The organism is Bordetella ansorpii, assembly GCF_900078705.1.
GTDB classification, from domain to species: Bacteria; Pseudomonadota; Gammaproteobacteria; order Burkholderiales; family Burkholderiaceae_B; genus Bordetella; species Bordetella ansorpii_A.
Genome location: NZ_FKIF01000007.1, coordinates 245,755 through 260,210, shown reverse-complemented (window position 1 = coordinate 260,210; position 14,456 = coordinate 245,755). Strand labels below are relative to the sequence as shown.

Sequence of the window (14,456 nt, the reverse complement as noted above, 5' to 3'; positions counted from 1 at the left end):
TCCGCCGGCGTATTGCGTGGGGGATGATCAGGTGGCGATGATGCTGCGCTGGCCGTAGCCGCGGCGGCCGCGGCCCTGGGCGTCGTAGGTCGCCGAGGCATTGGCCCCTTCGTTCAACTGGCGCAGGGCGTCCAGTGCCTGCTGCGTATGGCGCAGGCTGGCGCTGATCATGGCGCCATTGCGTTCATTGCGCTCGCGCGCCAGGCTGGCGTACTCCAGCAGGCGATTCCAGCTTTCGGCCAATTCGGGGAACTGTGAAGCGGCTTGCTGCGTGCCTTCGTGGCCGTCGGGCAGTCCCAGGCCAGCCAGCAGTTCATCGCGTTGCACGCTGAGGGCGCTGAGTTGTTCGGCCAGGGCTTCTTTCTCTTGGGCGGCTTGTTGCAGGGCGTCGTGCGCCTTGCGATCCGCCAGCGCGCGGGCTTCGGCGTCGATGGCTTCGATGAAGGCCTGGACGAGTGCGCTTTCGCGTTCGATACAAATCTGCAGTGCGGCGGACATGAGAGAGTGAAGCGTCGTCGGCGGAGAAAACGATGGCCGGCCGGTACGGCCTGCCGGACAGGATTTACTTCAGCAGTTCCTGGGCGCTGGCGATCAGGCTGTCGGCGATCCGGGAGGGATCGATCTTCAGTTCACCGGAGGCGATGGCCGCGCGGATGGCGTGGACACGTTCCACGTTGATGTCGCTGCCGCCTTCCTGCAAGACCAGCAGTTGCCGAGACGCCGAGCTCAGCGCTACCTGCGAGCTTCCCGTGGTGGACGGGGACCCGGTGGATACGCCATAAGCCTGCGCGACCGGATTGTCGGTGCGCAGGTTGACGGTCTTGGCGGCAACCGGGGGGGAACTGGTAGTGATCTTCAAGGTAATCTCCGCTGGGCATGCCTCGGGTCTTGGCCGGACCTGCCTTGGTCTTGTCCTTGTAACGGCTATCGCTTCGGCAACTTTAGGGTAATCGCTCGGCGGATGCCAGAAATATGTAACATTTTTACAGGGGGACTTCGACGAGTCCCGCTTGTTTCACGACGCCGCTGACGACCTGGCCGGACGCCGTGCGCACCTGGATCCGGTCTCCTGGCACGGCGTTGTCCAGGGCCTCGCCTTCGCCGGAGACGGTAAAGCCTTTGCCGCTGATGACGATATTGACGTTCTGGCCCCGTTCAATGGCCTGCGCGCTTCGCAGCACGGCCGTCTTGATCGGTTGTCCGGCCGCGATGCGGTTGCCCGCCCGCATCCCGATGACGTGGCCGGGATCGGTGACGATGCCGGGCGGCAGGGTGGCCAGATCGGCATCGCGCGTCTCGACATCGGCCTTGCCGATGACACGGCCCGCATTGATCTGGCGCGAGGCGACATAATAACGTCCCGCGACGCTTACGCTGGTCTGCACGTAGGTCGTCCAGGTCTGCGGCGCGGCGCAGCGCACGCCAACGGACATGCGGGATCGCAGGCGCACGGGTGACGACAGGAAGGGGGTGAGGGCGTCGCAGGCCGGCAGGCGGTCGGTGCGCACCGGATCCACCGTGATGCTGACCGTGCCGGGCACGTCCGCCAACTGGTCGCGCAGATAGGTCTGGACGGCGGCCGACAGGGCGGCGGGATCCTGCGCGAGCCCTGATTGCGCGCGCGCGGCCCCCGGGCCGCCGAGGGCGGCGGCCAGGCAGGTCGCGGCAAGGGCGGCCGGCAGCGGGGAGGGCGGGCGGAGAGATCGCGGCATGCAGAGGATTGTAGAAGGCCGCGGAATGTCGCAATAACGGAATTGACTCGGAAATGTCGGGTTATTTAAGTGATTGTGTCCAGGCCCCGCCACCTATGATTCCGTCATGCCCAAAGGACCGGGTGCTCGCGCCCGGCCCCCCTCTCCGCACCGTCCTTGTAAGGCGACCGAATGCTAGACCGGCTCAGCGACGATTTTCGCTTCTTCCAACAGGCAATCAGCTTGCGCGCCCAGCGCCAGGAAGTCCTGTCCTCGAACATCGCCAATGCCGATACGCCCAACTACAAGGCGCGGGATTTCGATTTCAAGACGGCCATGGAAAACGCCATGGGCGAGCGCATGCGCCTGCCCGATACGAAACTGGCGCTGACCTCGGTCCGCCATATTCCGGGGCAGGCTGTCTCGGCCCCCGCCGTGGACATGCAATACCGCCTGCCGTACCAGGCCAGCCTCGATGGCAACACGGTCGACATGGACAACGAGCGCGTGCGCTTTGCCGACAACACGCTGCACTACCAGAGCAGCCTGCAGATCCTGTCCGGCCGCATCCGCTCGATGATGACCGCCATCCAGGAATGATCTAGGAGCTACCCCGAATGTCCCTGCTGAGCATTTTCGATATTGCCGGCTCCGCCATGACGGCGCAATCGCAGCGCATGAACGTGTCGGCCAGCAACATGGCCAACGCCGAGAGCGCGGTCGGTCCCGACGGTCAACCCTATCGTGCCCGCCAGGTGGTCTTCGAGGTGAATCCGGCCGCCGGCCAGGCCCTGGGCCAGGAAATCGGCGGCGTGCGCGTGGCCGGGGTGGTGCAGGACGCGTCGCCGTTCAAGATGATCTACGACCCCAAGCATCCCATGGCCAACGCCGATGGGTACGTCGCCATGCCCAACGTCGACCCGATCGCCGAGACCGTCAACATGATTGCCGCCTCGCGCTCGTATCAGGCCAACGTCGAAGTGCTGAACACCGCCAAGCAGCTCATGGCCAAGACGCTCACCATCGGCCAGTCCTGACATGGCCGCCTCTTTTTCTTCCTGACCTTCCACTACGCGATCAGCCATGGCCACCTCTGTCTCCGGCGTTTCCAGCAGTACCAGCGGCCTGGGTTCCAGCACGTCCAGCGCTGCCAAGGACATCCAGGATCAGTTCCTGACTCTGCTGGTGACCCAGCTGCGCAACCAGGATCCGCTCAACCCCATGCAGAACGCCGAGCTCACGTCGCAGCTCGCGCAGATATCCACGGTGGAGGGCATCACCAACCTGAACAACACGCTGCAGGCCATCAGCGGCCAGGTGGACGTGTCGCAATCCATGAATGCGGCGTCCCTGATCGGCCGCGGCGTGCTGGTGCCGGGCAACGAGGTGTCGCTGGGCTCCGACCTGTCGGATCCGACGGTGCGCGAGGCCACGCCGCTGGGCATCGACCTGCAGAGCGACGCCGACACGGTCACGGTCAAGGTGCTGGACAAGGACGGCAACGTCGTGCGCACCATGACGCTGCGAGACCAGAAGACCGGCGTGATCGACGTGGCCTGGGACGGCAAGAACGACGGCGGCCAGGATGTGGCCGACGGCAAATACACCTTCAATGTTGCCGCGACGGATGCGGACGGCAACAAGGTCACCGCCGAGGCCCTGCAGTATGGCCTGGTCAGCGGCGTGGCCTATGGCACCAATGGCCTGCGCCTGCAGTTGGGCATGGGCAACCAGGCCAGCATGCTCGACATCCGCAAGATCTACGGCAGCAACACCTGATACCTACCGATTCGGCGGGGTGCCTGCGCAATGGCGGCACCGGCGCATTCACAAATACTTGGACAGCGAGATAGCACATGGGATTCGGACAAGGACTGAGCGGCTTGAATGCCGCTTCGCAGAACCTGGACGTCATCGGCAACAACATCGCCAACTCGGGCACGGTCGGCTTCAAGTCGGGCAACGTGTCGTTCGCGGACGTCTACGCCAACTCGCGCGTGGGCCTGGGTGTGAAGGTCAGCGGCATCAACCAGCGCTTCACCGTGGGTAACGTGGCCACCACCGGCGGCGAGTACGACATCGCCATCGACGGCGCGAAGGGCTTCTTCCGCCTGACCGACCAGGCCGGCGGCGTGTTCTATTCGCGCAACGGCGAGTTCTTGCTGGACAAGGACTTCTTCATCGTCAACCAGATGGGCATGCGCCTGACCGGCTATCCCGCTGGCAGCATCGGCGCCGCGCCGGTCGAACTGGCCGTGCCGCAGGGCAACATCGCGCCGGTGGCGACCACCACGGTCGGCGTGACGACCAACCTGAACGCCAATGCCACCCCCATCGATCCGGTGGGCTCGCCCGCCGTTCCGGAAACGCTGGGCGTGTTGAACTTCGACGACGGCACCGGTGCCGCCAACCACAACTTCCGCCAGGATGCGGGCGGCGCCATCGTGTTCCTGGACGGGGCCGGCGCCACGGATACCGCCCTGAACGGCACGTTCACGTCGGGCGGCGATACGTTCACGGTTACCAATGGCGTGGTGACGGCGGGCACGTTCACGCCGGGCACGGCCTATGTGGCGCCTGTCGCCGCCGTGGCGCCCAAGCCGTTCGATGCGACCGACCGCACCACCTACACGGACCAGGTGCCCACCACCGTGTACGACTCGCTGGGCAACGCGCACGAAATGGTGCAGTACTTCGTGAAGCGCCCCAGCGCGGCCGGCGAAAGCGTCTATGACGTGTACTACACGCTGGACGGCAATGCCATGACGGTGGGCACGGCCGCCGACGATCACGCCACGCTGACCTTCAACGCCAGCGGCGCGCTGCAGACCACGCCGCCCAACTACACGGTGAACTTCGGCAACCCCGGCGGCACGACGTCCCCGGCCGATCCGCTGGCCATCACCGTCGGCTACACCGGCGTCACTCAGTTCGGCAGCGATTTCAGCCCCAAGCTGACCCCCAACGGCTACGCCAGCGGCGAGTTCCTGGGCATCGAGATCGCCGCCGACGGCAGCGTCACCGCCCAGTACAGCAACGGCCAGAACCAGGTCGTGGGGGTGATCGCGCTGGCGAACTTCAACAACGTGCAGGGCCTGCAGCCGGTCGGCAACAACGCCTGGCAGGAAACCAATGCGTCGGGCCAGCCGCTGCTGGGTCAGCCCGGCACCAACAGCCTGTCGTCGCTGGTGGGGCAATCGCTGGAGCAGTCCAACGTCAACCTCAGCAACGAACTGGTCAACATGATCATCGCGCAGCGCACGTACCAGGCCAATACGCAGACCATCAAGACGCAGGACGAAGTCCTGCAGGTGCTGCTGAACATCTAAGGCCCCGCGCCCGCACCGAGACGGAAATAGCCGATGGATCGCGTCATCTATACCGCCATGAACGGCGCTGCCCGGATCTCCGAGCAGCAGGCCGTCCTGAGCAACAACCTGGCCAACGTCAATACGCCGGGCTTTCGCGAGCAGGTCGCGCTGTACCGCTCGGTGCCCATGCTGGACGGCACGTCGTTGCCGACCCGTGTGTCCACCGTGGCGACGACGCCCGGCAGCAATTTTGCCCTGGGCACGGTGCAGAGTACCGGCCGCGAGCTGGACGTGGCGATGGCCGGCAACGGCTGGCTGGCCATCCAGACGCAGCAAGGCGAGGGCTATACCCGTGCCGGCAGCTTGCAGGTGGGCGTGAACGGCCTGTTGCAGACCTCGCTGGGGCAGCCGGTGCTGTCCGACCAGAACGCGCCCATCGCGATTCCGGACCAGGCCTCGCTGACGATCGCCTCGGACGGCACGATCACGGCCATCGGCGCCGGCGATCCGCCGAACAACATCCTGAACCTCGGCCGCCTGAAGCTCGTCAGCCCGGAAGAGTCCGCGCTGGTGCGTGGCGACGATGGCGTGTTCCGCCAGGCCGCCGGGTCGCCGCAGTTGCCTGCCGATCCGGCGCTGCGCGTCATGTCCGGCGCCCTGGAGGGCAGCAACGCCAGTCCGACCGCGGCCATGGTCGGCATGATCGAAAACGCCCGCCGCTTCGAGATGCAGATGCAGGTGGTCCGCAACGCCAACGACAACGCTGGCCGCGCCAACGAAATCCTGTCCGTCTGACCGTTCGCGGCGGACTCTCAAAAGATCAACGCGCGCGCCCTGTGGCCGCGCCAGGAGTAACACAGCCATGATGCGTTCCCTCTGGATTGCCAAGACCGGCCTCGAAGGTCAGCAGACGTCGATGGACGTGATCTCGAACAACCTGGCCAACGTCCAGACCAACGGGTTCAAGCGCGGCCGTGCCGTGTTCCAGGACCTGATGTACCAGACGCTGCGCCAGCCGGGCGCCCAGGTGGGCGATGCCAACCAACTGCCTTCGGGCCTGCAGCTGGGTACCGGCGTGCGCGTGGCCGCCACCGAGCGCGTGTTCTCGCAGGGCAACATGAACAACTCGGGCAACGACATGGACATCGCGATCAACGGTCGCGGTTTCCTGCAGGTCGAACTGCCCGACGGCACCCAGGCCTACACCCGCGATGGCGGGCTGCAGACCGACCAGAACGGCCAGCTCGTCACGGCCGGCGGCTACGTCATCCAGCCGCCGATCAATATTCCCGACAACGCGCTGTCGATGACCATCGGCAAGGACGGCACGGTGTCGGTGACGCAGCCCGGCAACGCCGGCATCAGCGTCCAGGTCGGCCAGTTGCAGGTCGCCACCTTCATCAATCCGGTGGGCCTGCAGAGCATCGGCGAGAACCTGTACCTGGAAACCGATTCGTCGGGGCCGGCCAACGTGCTGGCTCCCGGCGTGGACGGCGCGGGCTCGATCGAGCAGCAGTTCGTCGAGACCTCGAACGTCAACGTCGCCGAAGAGCTGGTGAACATGATCACCACGCAGCGCGCGTACGAAATGAACAGCAAGGCCGTGCAGACCTCGGACGAGATGCTGGCCCGCCTGTCGCAGCTGTAATGACCGTGTCGATGCCGCGCCTGATCGCCGTTTCGGGACTGCTGCTGGCCGTTTCCGGTTGCGCCCTGATCCCGCCGGAACCCGTGGTGGTGGGGCCGACCACGGCCGCGCCGCCCGCGCCGCCGATGCAGGTGTCCCGCCCGACGGGTTCGATCTTCCAGCCCACGGTCTACGGCAACTACCCGCTGTTCGAGGACCGCCGGCCGCGCAACGTCGGCGACGTCGTCACCATCGTCCTGGAAGAGCGCACCAACGCCGCCAAGAACGTCGCCACGAACACCAACCGGCAGAGCACCACCAGCCTGGGCATCGGCGCGACGCCGTCGTTCATGGATGGCAGCATCAACGCCAAGCTCAATACCGACGCCACCGGCCAGAACCAGTCGCAGGGCACGGGCAACAGCTCGGCCAACAACACGTTCACCGGCAACATCACCACCACGGTGGTCGGCGTGCTGCCCAACGGCAATCTGCAGGTCGCCGGCGAGAAGCAGATCGCCATCAACCGGGGCAGCGAATACGTGCGCTTCTCGGGTGTGGTCGATCCGCGCTCCATCACGGGCACCAACTCGGTGTCGTCCACGCGCGTGGCCGACGCCCGTATCGAATACCGCAGCAAGGGCACCATGGACGAAGTCCAGACCATGGGTTGGCTGCAACGCTTCTTCCTGCTGGCTTCGCCTTTCTGACCATGCCATTGCCGACCTCGCCTCGTTTCCTGCTTACCCTGGCGACCCGCCTGCTGGCCGCGATGTGCCTGCTGGCCGGCGGCGCCGCGCATGCCGACCGCCTCAAAGACCTGGCGTCGGTGCAGGGCGTACGCGGCAACCAGCTGATCGGCTACGGCCTGATCGTGGGCCTGGACGGTACCGGCGACCAGGTTCGCCAGACGCCGTTCACGCAGCAAAGCCTGACCAACATGCTGTCCCAGTTGGGCGTGACCGTGCCGCCCGGCAGCAACATGCAATTGAAGAACGTCGCCGCCGTCATGGTCACGGCCACGCTGCCGCCTTTCGCACGGCCCGGCCAGACGCTGGACGTGGTGGTGTCGTCGATGGGCAACGCCAAGAGCCTGCGCGGCGGCACGCTGCTGATGACGCCGCTGAAGGGCGCCGACAACCAGATCTACGCCATTGCCCAGGGCAACATGCTGGTGGGCGGCGCCGGGGCATCGGCGGGCGGTTCCAGCGTCCAGATCAATACGCTCAACGGGGGCCGCATCAACGGCGGCGCCATCGTCGAGCGCGCCGTGCCCACCACCGTCGCCCAGGACGGCATGGTGTATTTCGAGATGAACGACAGCGATTTCGGGACCGCGCAGAACGTGGCCGCCGCCATCAGCCGCCAACTGGGGCCCGGCTCGGCCACGGCGCTGGACGGCAGGGTGGTGCAGGTGCGCGCCCCCGCGGATCCCTCGGCCATGCCGGCCTTCCTGTCGCGCCTCGAGAATCTGCAGGTCACGCGCGCGCCGGCCTCCGCCAAGGTCATCATCAATGCCCGCACGGGCTCGGTGGTGATGAACCGCAACGTGACGATCGACGAGGCCGCGATTTCGCATGGCAATCTGTCGGTCATCATCAACCAGCAGAATCAGGTGTTCCAACCCGATACGCCCTTCACGCAGGGCCAGACCGTGGTGGCGCCCAACACGCAGATCGAGGTGCGCCAGGACGGCGGCGCGATCCGCCGCGTGAATACCAGCGCGAACCTGGCCGACGTGGTCAAGGCGCTCAATGCCCTCGGCGCCACGCCGCAGGACCTGCTGGCCATCCTGCAGGCCATGAAGGCCGCCGGCGCGCTGCGCGCCGATCTCGAAATCATCTAGGGCGTCCTTTCGTCATGGCGATCGTCAGTTACACCCCGCGTCCCGATTCCCAGGAATCGGTCTTCGACATGGGGCGGCTGTCCGACCTGAAGCGCGGCGTCGTCGGCACGCCCACGGACAAGGCCGAGCAGAAGAAGGTCGCCAAGCAGTTCGAGGCGCTGTTCCTGCAGATGATGATCAAGCGCATGCGGGCGGCCACGCCCAAGGACGGCCTGTTCGACAGCCAGGCGACCGAGATGATCCAGTCCATGACGGACGAACAGCTGGCGCTGCAACTGGCCGATCCCGGCATCGGCCTGGCCAAGTCCCTGCTGGACCAGATGCCCAAGGGCCGGTCGCCGGACGGGCAGGGGCAGGACGAGGCCGGCGATGGCAGGCAGGCGGGCCTGGACCTGCGCCGCAGGCAGGGCGGCGAGGTCTCCGCCCTGCTCGACGTGCTGCGCACCAACCGTCCTGGCGACCGCGTAATGGCGGCCGCCGAGGGGGCGCCGGACCATGTCGTGGATTTCGTGTCGCGCATGTCGCATGCCGCGAATGCGGCGTCGCAGCAAAGCGGCGTGCCCGCCCGCCTGATCCTGGGGCAGGCCGCCCTGGAATCCGGCTGGGGCAAGCGCGAGATCATGCATGCCGACGGGCGCACCAGCCACAACGTGTTCGGCATCAAGGCCGGCTCCAGTTGGACAGGCAAGGTCGTCAACGTCACCACGACCGAGTATGTGGACGGCGTGCCGCAGAAGATGGTGCAGCCGTTCCGGGCCTACGGCTCGTACGAGGAAGCCTTCGCCGACTATGCCAGGCTGATCGGCGACAGCCCGCGCTATGAGGCGGTGACCCAGGCGCGCAACGAGATCGAAGCCGCCCGCAGCATTCAAAAGGCAGGGTATGCCACCGATCCGGCGTATGCCGACAAACTGATCCAGATCATGGGGCAGCTCAGCGCGTCGATCTCACCCGCGACTTTTTCAGGACGCCGCTAAATTTAGCCGCAAACTTGCCGTTAACCGGATGTCTGTAACTGATTGCCGTCGACCACGGGGCACCGCATGAATCTGTACAACTTGGCGCTATCGGGACTGAATGCCTCTCAGGCAGGCCTGGAAACCACCAGCCATAACATCAACAACCAGACCACGGTCGGCTATACGCGTCAGCGCGTACTCACCGCCACGGCTGGCGCCACCCCCACGGGCCAGGGTTTTGTCGGACGCGGCGTCAAGGTCGACACCATCGAGCGTCAGTACGACAGCTTCCTGTACCGGCAACTGGTGAATTCGCGCGGCACGGGGGCCGAATACACCACCCAGCTGGACCAACTGTCCCAGATCAACGATTTCCTGTCCGACCGCACGGTCGGCATCACCCCCGCGCTCAACGAGTTCTTCAAGAGCATCAACAGCGCCGCCAGTTCGCCGGCGGACCCCGCCGTGCGGCAAGACTTGCTGGGCAAGGCCAACAGCCTGGCCACGCAACTGAATTCCGCCTACCGCCAGTTGCAGGACCAGCGTGACGGCCTGAACACCCAGATCAGCACCACGGTCGAACAGGTCAACAGCTACCTCGACCGTATCAACCAGTTGAACCAGCAGATCGTCGTCGCCCAGGGCAAGAGCGGCCAGCCGGCCAACGACCTGCTCGACCAGCGCGACCAGGCGGTCTCCGAACTGAACGAACTGGTCGGTATCCGCTACTACGAACAGAACGGCTCGGTCACCATCACGCTGCAAGGCGGCCAGACCCTGCTGTCCGGCACCACGGTGCGTCCCCTGAAGGCGGTGCCCTCCGAAGCCGATCCGCGTCGCACCGCGCTGGCGTATGACACGCCGGCGGGCGGCGGCACCACGGTCACGGTCGAACTGTCCGACAGCGAAGTCTCCGGCGGCAAGCTGGGCGGACTGCTGGCGTTCCGGCGCGATTCGCTGGATCCGATCCAGAACCAGCTGGGCCAGTTGGCAGTGGGCCTGGCCATGGCCGTCAACGAACAGCATGCGCAGGGTATAGACCTCAACGGCGACGCTGGCGAGCCGATGTTTTCGCTGGCCGCGCCCGCCGCGCTGGCCAACAGCAAGAATGCGGGCACGGCCGGCCTGACGGCCGAGTACACGGACGCCAATCAGATCAAGGCCAGCGCCTACAAGATCGTGTTCGATGGCGCCGACTACCAGGTCACCCGGCTGTCCGATGGCCAGGCCTTCACCTCGACGCCCGACGCCACCACCGGTGCGCTGGAATTCGACGGCCTGTCGATCACCCCCTCCGGCGTGCCGGCTCCCGGCGACAGCTGGCAGTTGGAAGGCACCCGTGACGCGGCCCGGGACATCGCCGTCGTGATCAGCGATCCCGCCAAGCTGGCCCTGGCCGATGCGTCGGGCGGCACCAGCAACGGCAACAACGGGCTGGCGCTGGCGAATCTGCAGACGGCCAAGGTGCTGGGCAACGGCACGATGAGCCTGAACGAGTCGTTCTCCACCATGGTGAACAACGTTGGCGTGCAGACCCAGCGTTTGCAGTCATCGAGCAAGGCGCAGAGCGACCTGATCGACCAGCAGTATGCAGCGCAGCAGTCCGTGTCCGGCGTCAATCTGGACGAAGAGTACGTCAATTTGCAGATCTATCAGACGCAGTATCAGGCCAGCGCCAAGATCCTCGAGATCGCCGGCACGGTGTTCGATGCCCTGCTGGGCCTGCGCTGATCGACGACCGCCGACACCATACGCATAAATCCGGAGCATAGTCATGCGTCTGAGCACCTCCCTGATTTACCAGAATGGCCTGAACGGTCTGCTGAACCAGCAATCCACGCTGTCGAAACTGCAACAGCAACTGAGTTCGGGCCGCGCGTTCCTGTCTCCGGCCGACAATCCCCTGGCGGCCGCCCTGACCGTGAACATCACGCAGACGGCCAGCATGAACGAGACCTATGCGGCCAACCGCGCCAAGGCGAACACCACGCTGGGCCTGGAAGACAACGCACTGGATTCCATCGTCACGACCATGCAGGACGTGATGAAGCGCATCGTCGAGGCCGGCAACGGCACGATGAGCGACGCCGACCGCCAATCGCTGGCCACCGCGCTGGCCAGCGCCCGCGACCAGTTGGTCGGCCTGGGCAACACCACCGACGGCAATGGCCAGTACCTGTTCTCCGGTTTCCAGGGCAACACCGCGCCGTTCGTCATCGGTGCCGATGGCAACGTCACTTATGCGGGTGACAGCGGCCAGCGCATGATCCAGGTGGACCAGACCCGCCAGATGGCGGGTAGCGATGTCGGCGCCGATATTTTCGGCAAGGCCGCGGCCGGCGTGCTGGCCTACATCGCGCAGGCCGACTCGGGCAACACCGGCAGCGGCACGTTCAGCACCGTGTCGTTCGATACGCCCAGCGCCACCAACAATGTGCGCAGCGATTTCTCCATCGACTTCGCCACCAACGCCACGACAGGCGAACTGGAGTACACGGTGACGGTCACGCCGCCGCCCTCCAGCGATCCGTCCGTCCCCACGCCCCCGCCGTTCACGCTGCCGGCCCAGCCCTACGTGGCGGGCAGCACGATCGACATGGGCGGCGTGTCGCTCAAGATTTCCGGCGAACCCGCCGACGGCGACTCCTTCACGGTCGAGACGCCCAAGTCGTCGAACATGGACATGTTCGGCACGCTGAACGAACTGATCAATACGTTGAAGACGCCGTCGGCAAACAACCCGCAGGCGACTGCCGCGCTGGTCAACCAACTGGCGTCGGCCAACAAGCAGATGTCCTTGGCGTACGACAACGTGCTGACCGTGCGCGCTTCGGTCGGCGCCCGCATGAACGAACTGGATGCCCTGGATGCGACCGGCGATCAGAAGGGCCTGTCTTATACCAAGCAACTCTCTGATCTGGAGGATGTGGATCCCTATAAAGTCACCAGCGAACTGGTGATGCGCAAGACCGCGCTGGACGCGGCCGCCCAAGCATTCACGCTTATTCAAGGAACGAGCCTGTTCCGCAGGGGCTGACATTGCCCCGGCGTGACTGACCGTTTTCAGCTGAGATCCCCTATACGCGCTCCCAATAGAGGAGCGCGTTTTTTGATAGATAGGCAAGTCATGTTATCCAATTTGAAGGTCCGCACCTGCATCGGTATCGTGCTGGGCTTGTTCTGCCTGTTCATGGCGGTTTCGAATGGGTTGTCGCTGCTGAGCTTCACCGTCAGCAACGACAAGCTGGATGGTGTCAACAACGCGTACACCGATCAGGTCGTTCCCGCGTATGCCAGCTACGTGAACCTGCTGCGCACGCGCATCAATCTCAACGAATCCCGCGTTGCCATGGGAGAGAACCGCCAGACAGACTCCGATGCGGCCCTGCAGCGTGGCGCGGATTACCTCGGCCAGGCGCGCAAGCAGATCGAAGACCTGGGCAAGTCCAAGATGACGCCTGACGTGGCGGAACTCGCGCAACCCATGTTGGCGGCGCTGCGCGGCTACGCCGATGCCAGTGAACGGCAGATCGGCACGCTGCGCGCCAATTCACCCGCGGATTTTGCTGCCTTGTCCCCGGTCGTGCTGCGCGGCAGCCAGGAGGTCGAGAAAACGCTCGACACGTTCCTGAACTATGTCGATGTTGCCACCGATGAGATGGTGCAGGCCGGCTTCGCCGAGTTCGACCGTTCGCGCCTGGTCACGATCGTGCTGTTCGTGCTGTCCTTGCTGGTCTGCGTCGGCTGCGGCTTCTTCATCAGCCGCAACGTGCTGCACCCGTTGAAGGAGGCCGGCGCCCATTTCGACCGCATCGCCGGTGGCGACCTGACCGCGCGGGTGGACGTGCGCAGCAACAATGAGATCGGCCAGTTGTTCGCGGCGCTCAAGCGCATGCAGGAAAGCCTGACGCGCACGGTCAGCACCGTGCGCCGTGGCGTGGACGAGATCAACGTCGGTGCGCAGGAGATATCCGCGGGCAACACCGACCTGTCCAGCCGTACCGAGCAGCAGGCGGCCTCGCTGGAAGAGACCGCGGCCTCGATGGAGCAGTTGGCGTCGACGGTGAAACAGAACGCGGACAACGCGCGCCAGGCCAACCAGTTGGCGGCCAGCGCGTCGCAGGTGGCCGAGCGCGGCGGTTCGGCGGTGTCGGAGGTGGTCAACACGATGGAGGGCATCTCGGCGAGCTCACGCAAGATCTCCGAGATCGTGTCGGTGATCGACGGCATCGCGTTCCAGACCAACATCCTGGCGCTGAACGCGGCGGTGGAAGCGGCGCGCGCGGGCGAGCAGGGCAAGGGTTTCGCGGTGGTGGCGGGCGAGGTTCGCTCGCTGGCGCAGCGCAGCGCGCAGGCGGCCAAGGAGATCAAGGTGCTGATCGAGGACTCGGTCAGCAAGGTGGGCACGGGTTCGCAGCAGGTCGAACGCGCCGGGGCGACGATGCAGGAGATCGTCAGTTCGGTCAAGCGCGTGACGGACATCATGGGCGAGATTTCGGCGGCGTCGGAAGAGCAGTCCGGGGGCATCGACCAGGTGAACCGCGCGGTGTCGCAGATGGACGAGGTGACGCAGCAGAACGCGGCGTTGGTGGAAGAGGCGGCGGCGGCGGCGGGTTCGCTGCAGGAGCAGGCGCAGCGCCTGGCCGAAGCCGTGGCGGTGTTCCGCATCAATGCGGGCGAGGTCATCGACGCGCCGGCGCAGCAATTGGCCTCGCAGGCCGTGCCGCGCGTGGCGGTTCCCGCGCCGGCTCCCGTGGCGGCCAAGCCCGCCAAAGCCCAGCCCGCCAAAGCCAAGCCTGCCGAAGCCAAGCTCGCCGAAGCCAAGCCTGCCGTCCAGCCGCCGCGATTGGTGGCAACGGCCCGTGTGGTCGAACCGGGTGCGGGCGAGGCCGCCACCGTCCGCCGTCCGCCGCGCCGCCCCGCCGCCCCGGAAACCGCTGCCAAGCCTCAGGCGCCTGCTGCGGCTCCCTCGCGCGGCAAGGCCCCCGCGGCGTCCGATGATTGGGAATCTTTCTAACAGGG

Annotated in this window: 15 protein-coding genes; 12 read left to right on the top strand and 3 right to left on the bottom strand. The window is 65.7% G+C overall.

Annotation, left to right across the window (positions count from 1 at the left end; genetic code table 11):
• Positions 1 to 27: 27 nt before the first annotated feature.
• The 3 genes from A6745_RS16910 to flgA all read right to left on the bottom strand — a co-directional run bounded on the left by A6745_RS16910 (position 28) and on the right by flgA (position 1,712).
• Positions 28 to 498, bottom strand: coding sequence for a flagella synthesis protein FlgN (locus A6745_RS16910; protein ID WP_066129624.1), 471 nt, complete (start codon positions 496 to 498; stop codon positions 28 to 30).
• 64 nt (positions 499 to 562) lie between these two features.
• Positions 563 to 859: a flagellar biosynthesis anti-sigma factor FlgM gene (gene flgM / locus A6745_RS16905; RefSeq protein WP_066129623.1), complete on the bottom strand. Its 297-nt coding sequence runs from the start codon at positions 857 to 859 to the stop codon at positions 563 to 565.
• Between the two features lie 124 nt (positions 860 to 983).
• A complete protein-coding gene (flgA, locus tag A6745_RS16900) occupies positions 984 to 1,712 on the bottom strand; it encodes a flagellar basal body P-ring formation chaperone FlgA (protein WP_066129621.1) in 729 nt (242 codons plus the stop codon).
• 171 nt (positions 1,713 to 1,883) lie between these two features.
• Here flgA and flgB point away from each other — a divergent pair, with 171 nt between their 5' ends.
• From flgB to A6745_RS16840, 12 genes are all read left to right on the top strand, one after another.
• Positions 1,884 to 2,291 carry a flagellar basal body rod protein FlgB gene (gene flgB, locus A6745_RS16895; RefSeq protein ID WP_066129618.1) on the top strand — a complete coding sequence of 136 codons (408 nt, stop codon included), beginning with the start codon at positions 1,884 to 1,886 and terminating at the stop codon, positions 2,289 to 2,291.
• Positions 2,292 to 2,308: 17 nt separating this feature from the next.
• Positions 2,309 to 2,728 (top strand): flagellar basal body rod protein FlgC, encoded by a 420-nt coding sequence (gene flgC / locus A6745_RS16890; RefSeq protein ID WP_066129615.1) that lies wholly within the window; start codon positions 2,309 to 2,311, stop codon positions 2,726 to 2,728.
• Positions 2,729 to 2,774: 46 nt separating this feature from the next.
• Positions 2,775 to 3,470, top strand: a complete 696-nt coding sequence (locus tag A6745_RS16885; RefSeq protein WP_066129612.1) for a flagellar hook capping FlgD N-terminal domain-containing protein — start codon at positions 2,775 to 2,777, stop codon at positions 3,468 to 3,470.
• Between the two features lie 77 nt (positions 3,471 to 3,547).
• A complete protein-coding gene (locus A6745_RS16880; protein ID WP_066129608.1) occupies positions 3,548 to 5,020 on the top strand; it encodes a flagellar hook-basal body complex protein in 1,473 nt (490 codons plus the stop codon).
• 33 nt (positions 5,021 to 5,053) lie between these two features.
• Positions 5,054 to 5,797 carry a flagellar basal body rod protein FlgF gene (locus A6745_RS16875; protein WP_066129605.1) on the top strand — a complete coding sequence of 248 codons (744 nt, stop codon included), beginning with the start codon at positions 5,054 to 5,056 and terminating at the stop codon, positions 5,795 to 5,797.
• A gap of 67 nt (positions 5,798 to 5,864) precedes the next feature.
• The gene (flgG, locus tag A6745_RS16870; protein WP_066129602.1) at positions 5,865 to 6,650 is read left to right on the top strand and encodes a flagellar basal-body rod protein FlgG; all 786 of its coding nucleotides are present in this window, start codon (positions 5,865 to 5,867) and stop codon (positions 6,648 to 6,650) included.
• Positions 6,650 to 7,339, top strand: coding sequence for a flagellar basal body L-ring protein FlgH (locus A6745_RS16865; protein ID WP_066129599.1), 690 nt, complete (start codon positions 6,650 to 6,652; stop codon positions 7,337 to 7,339). The genes flgG and A6745_RS16865 overlap by 1 nt, the downstream gene beginning before the upstream one ends.
• Positions 7,340 to 7,341: 2 nt before the next feature.
• Positions 7,342 to 8,475, top strand: a complete 1,134-nt coding sequence (locus A6745_RS16860) for a flagellar basal body P-ring protein FlgI (protein WP_066129594.1) — start codon at positions 7,342 to 7,344, stop codon at positions 8,473 to 8,475.
• A gap of 14 nt (positions 8,476 to 8,489) precedes the next feature.
• Positions 8,490 to 9,452 carry a flagellar assembly peptidoglycan hydrolase FlgJ gene (flgJ, locus tag A6745_RS16855; RefSeq protein WP_066129590.1) on the top strand — a complete coding sequence of 321 codons (963 nt, stop codon included), beginning with the start codon at positions 8,490 to 8,492 and terminating at the stop codon, positions 9,450 to 9,452.
• A 66-nt stretch (positions 9,453 to 9,518) separates the two neighbouring features.
• Positions 9,519 to 11,165: a flagellar hook-associated protein FlgK gene (gene flgK, locus A6745_RS16850; protein ID WP_066129587.1), complete on the top strand. Its 1,647-nt coding sequence runs from the start codon at positions 9,519 to 9,521 to the stop codon at positions 11,163 to 11,165.
• Between the two features lie 43 nt (positions 11,166 to 11,208).
• Positions 11,209 to 12,471 (top strand): flagellar hook-associated protein FlgL, encoded by a 1,263-nt coding sequence (flgL, locus tag A6745_RS16845; RefSeq protein ID WP_066129584.1) that lies wholly within the window; start codon positions 11,209 to 11,211, stop codon positions 12,469 to 12,471.
• A gap of 90 nt (positions 12,472 to 12,561) precedes the next feature.
• Positions 12,562 to 14,451, top strand: coding sequence for a methyl-accepting chemotaxis protein (locus A6745_RS16840; RefSeq protein ID WP_066129580.1), 1,890 nt, complete (start codon positions 12,562 to 12,564; stop codon positions 14,449 to 14,451).
• Positions 14,452 to 14,456: the final 5 nt, after the last annotated feature.

Bases quoted from the DNA above. Each gene is read 5' to 3' on its own strand.
- flgK (WP_066129587.1), top strand. From the start codon at position 9,519: ATGAATCTGTACAACTTGGCGCTATCGGGACTGAATGCCTCTCAGGCA.
- A6745_RS16875 (WP_066129605.1), top strand. From the start codon at position 5,054: ATGGATCGCGTCATCTATACCGCCATGAACGGCGCTGCCCGGATCTCC.
- A6745_RS16840 (WP_066129580.1), top strand. From the start codon at position 12,562: ATGTTATCCAATTTGAAGGTCCGCACCTGCATCGGTATCGTGCTGGGC.
- flgJ (WP_066129590.1), top strand. From the start codon at position 8,490: ATGGCGATCGTCAGTTACACCCCGCGTCCCGATTCCCAGGAATCGGTC.
- flgB (WP_066129618.1), top strand. From the start codon at position 1,884: ATGCTAGACCGGCTCAGCGACGATTTTCGCTTCTTCCAACAGGCAATC.
- A6745_RS16885 (WP_066129612.1), top strand. From the start codon at position 2,775: ATGGCCACCTCTGTCTCCGGCGTTTCCAGCAGTACCAGCGGCCTGGGT.
- A6745_RS16910 (WP_066129624.1), bottom strand. From the start codon at position 498: ATGTCCGCCGCACTGCAGATTTGTATCGAACGCGAAAGCGCACTCGTC.
- flgL (WP_066129584.1), top strand. From the start codon at position 11,209: ATGCGTCTGAGCACCTCCCTGATTTACCAGAATGGCCTGAACGGTCTG.
- flgG (WP_066129602.1), top strand. From the start codon at position 5,865: ATGATGCGTTCCCTCTGGATTGCCAAGACCGGCCTCGAAGGTCAGCAG.
- A6745_RS16860 (WP_066129594.1), top strand. From the start codon at position 7,342: ATGCCATTGCCGACCTCGCCTCGTTTCCTGCTTACCCTGGCGACCCGC.
- flgA (WP_066129621.1), bottom strand. From the start codon at position 1,712: ATGCCGCGATCTCTCCGCCCGCCCTCCCCGCTGCCGGCCGCCCTTGCC.
- A6745_RS16880 (WP_066129608.1), top strand. From the start codon at position 3,548: ATGGGATTCGGACAAGGACTGAGCGGCTTGAATGCCGCTTCGCAGAAC.
- A6745_RS16865 (WP_066129599.1), top strand. From the start codon at position 6,650: ATGACCGTGTCGATGCCGCGCCTGATCGCCGTTTCGGGACTGCTGCTG.
- flgC (WP_066129615.1), top strand. From the start codon at position 2,309: ATGTCCCTGCTGAGCATTTTCGATATTGCCGGCTCCGCCATGACGGCG.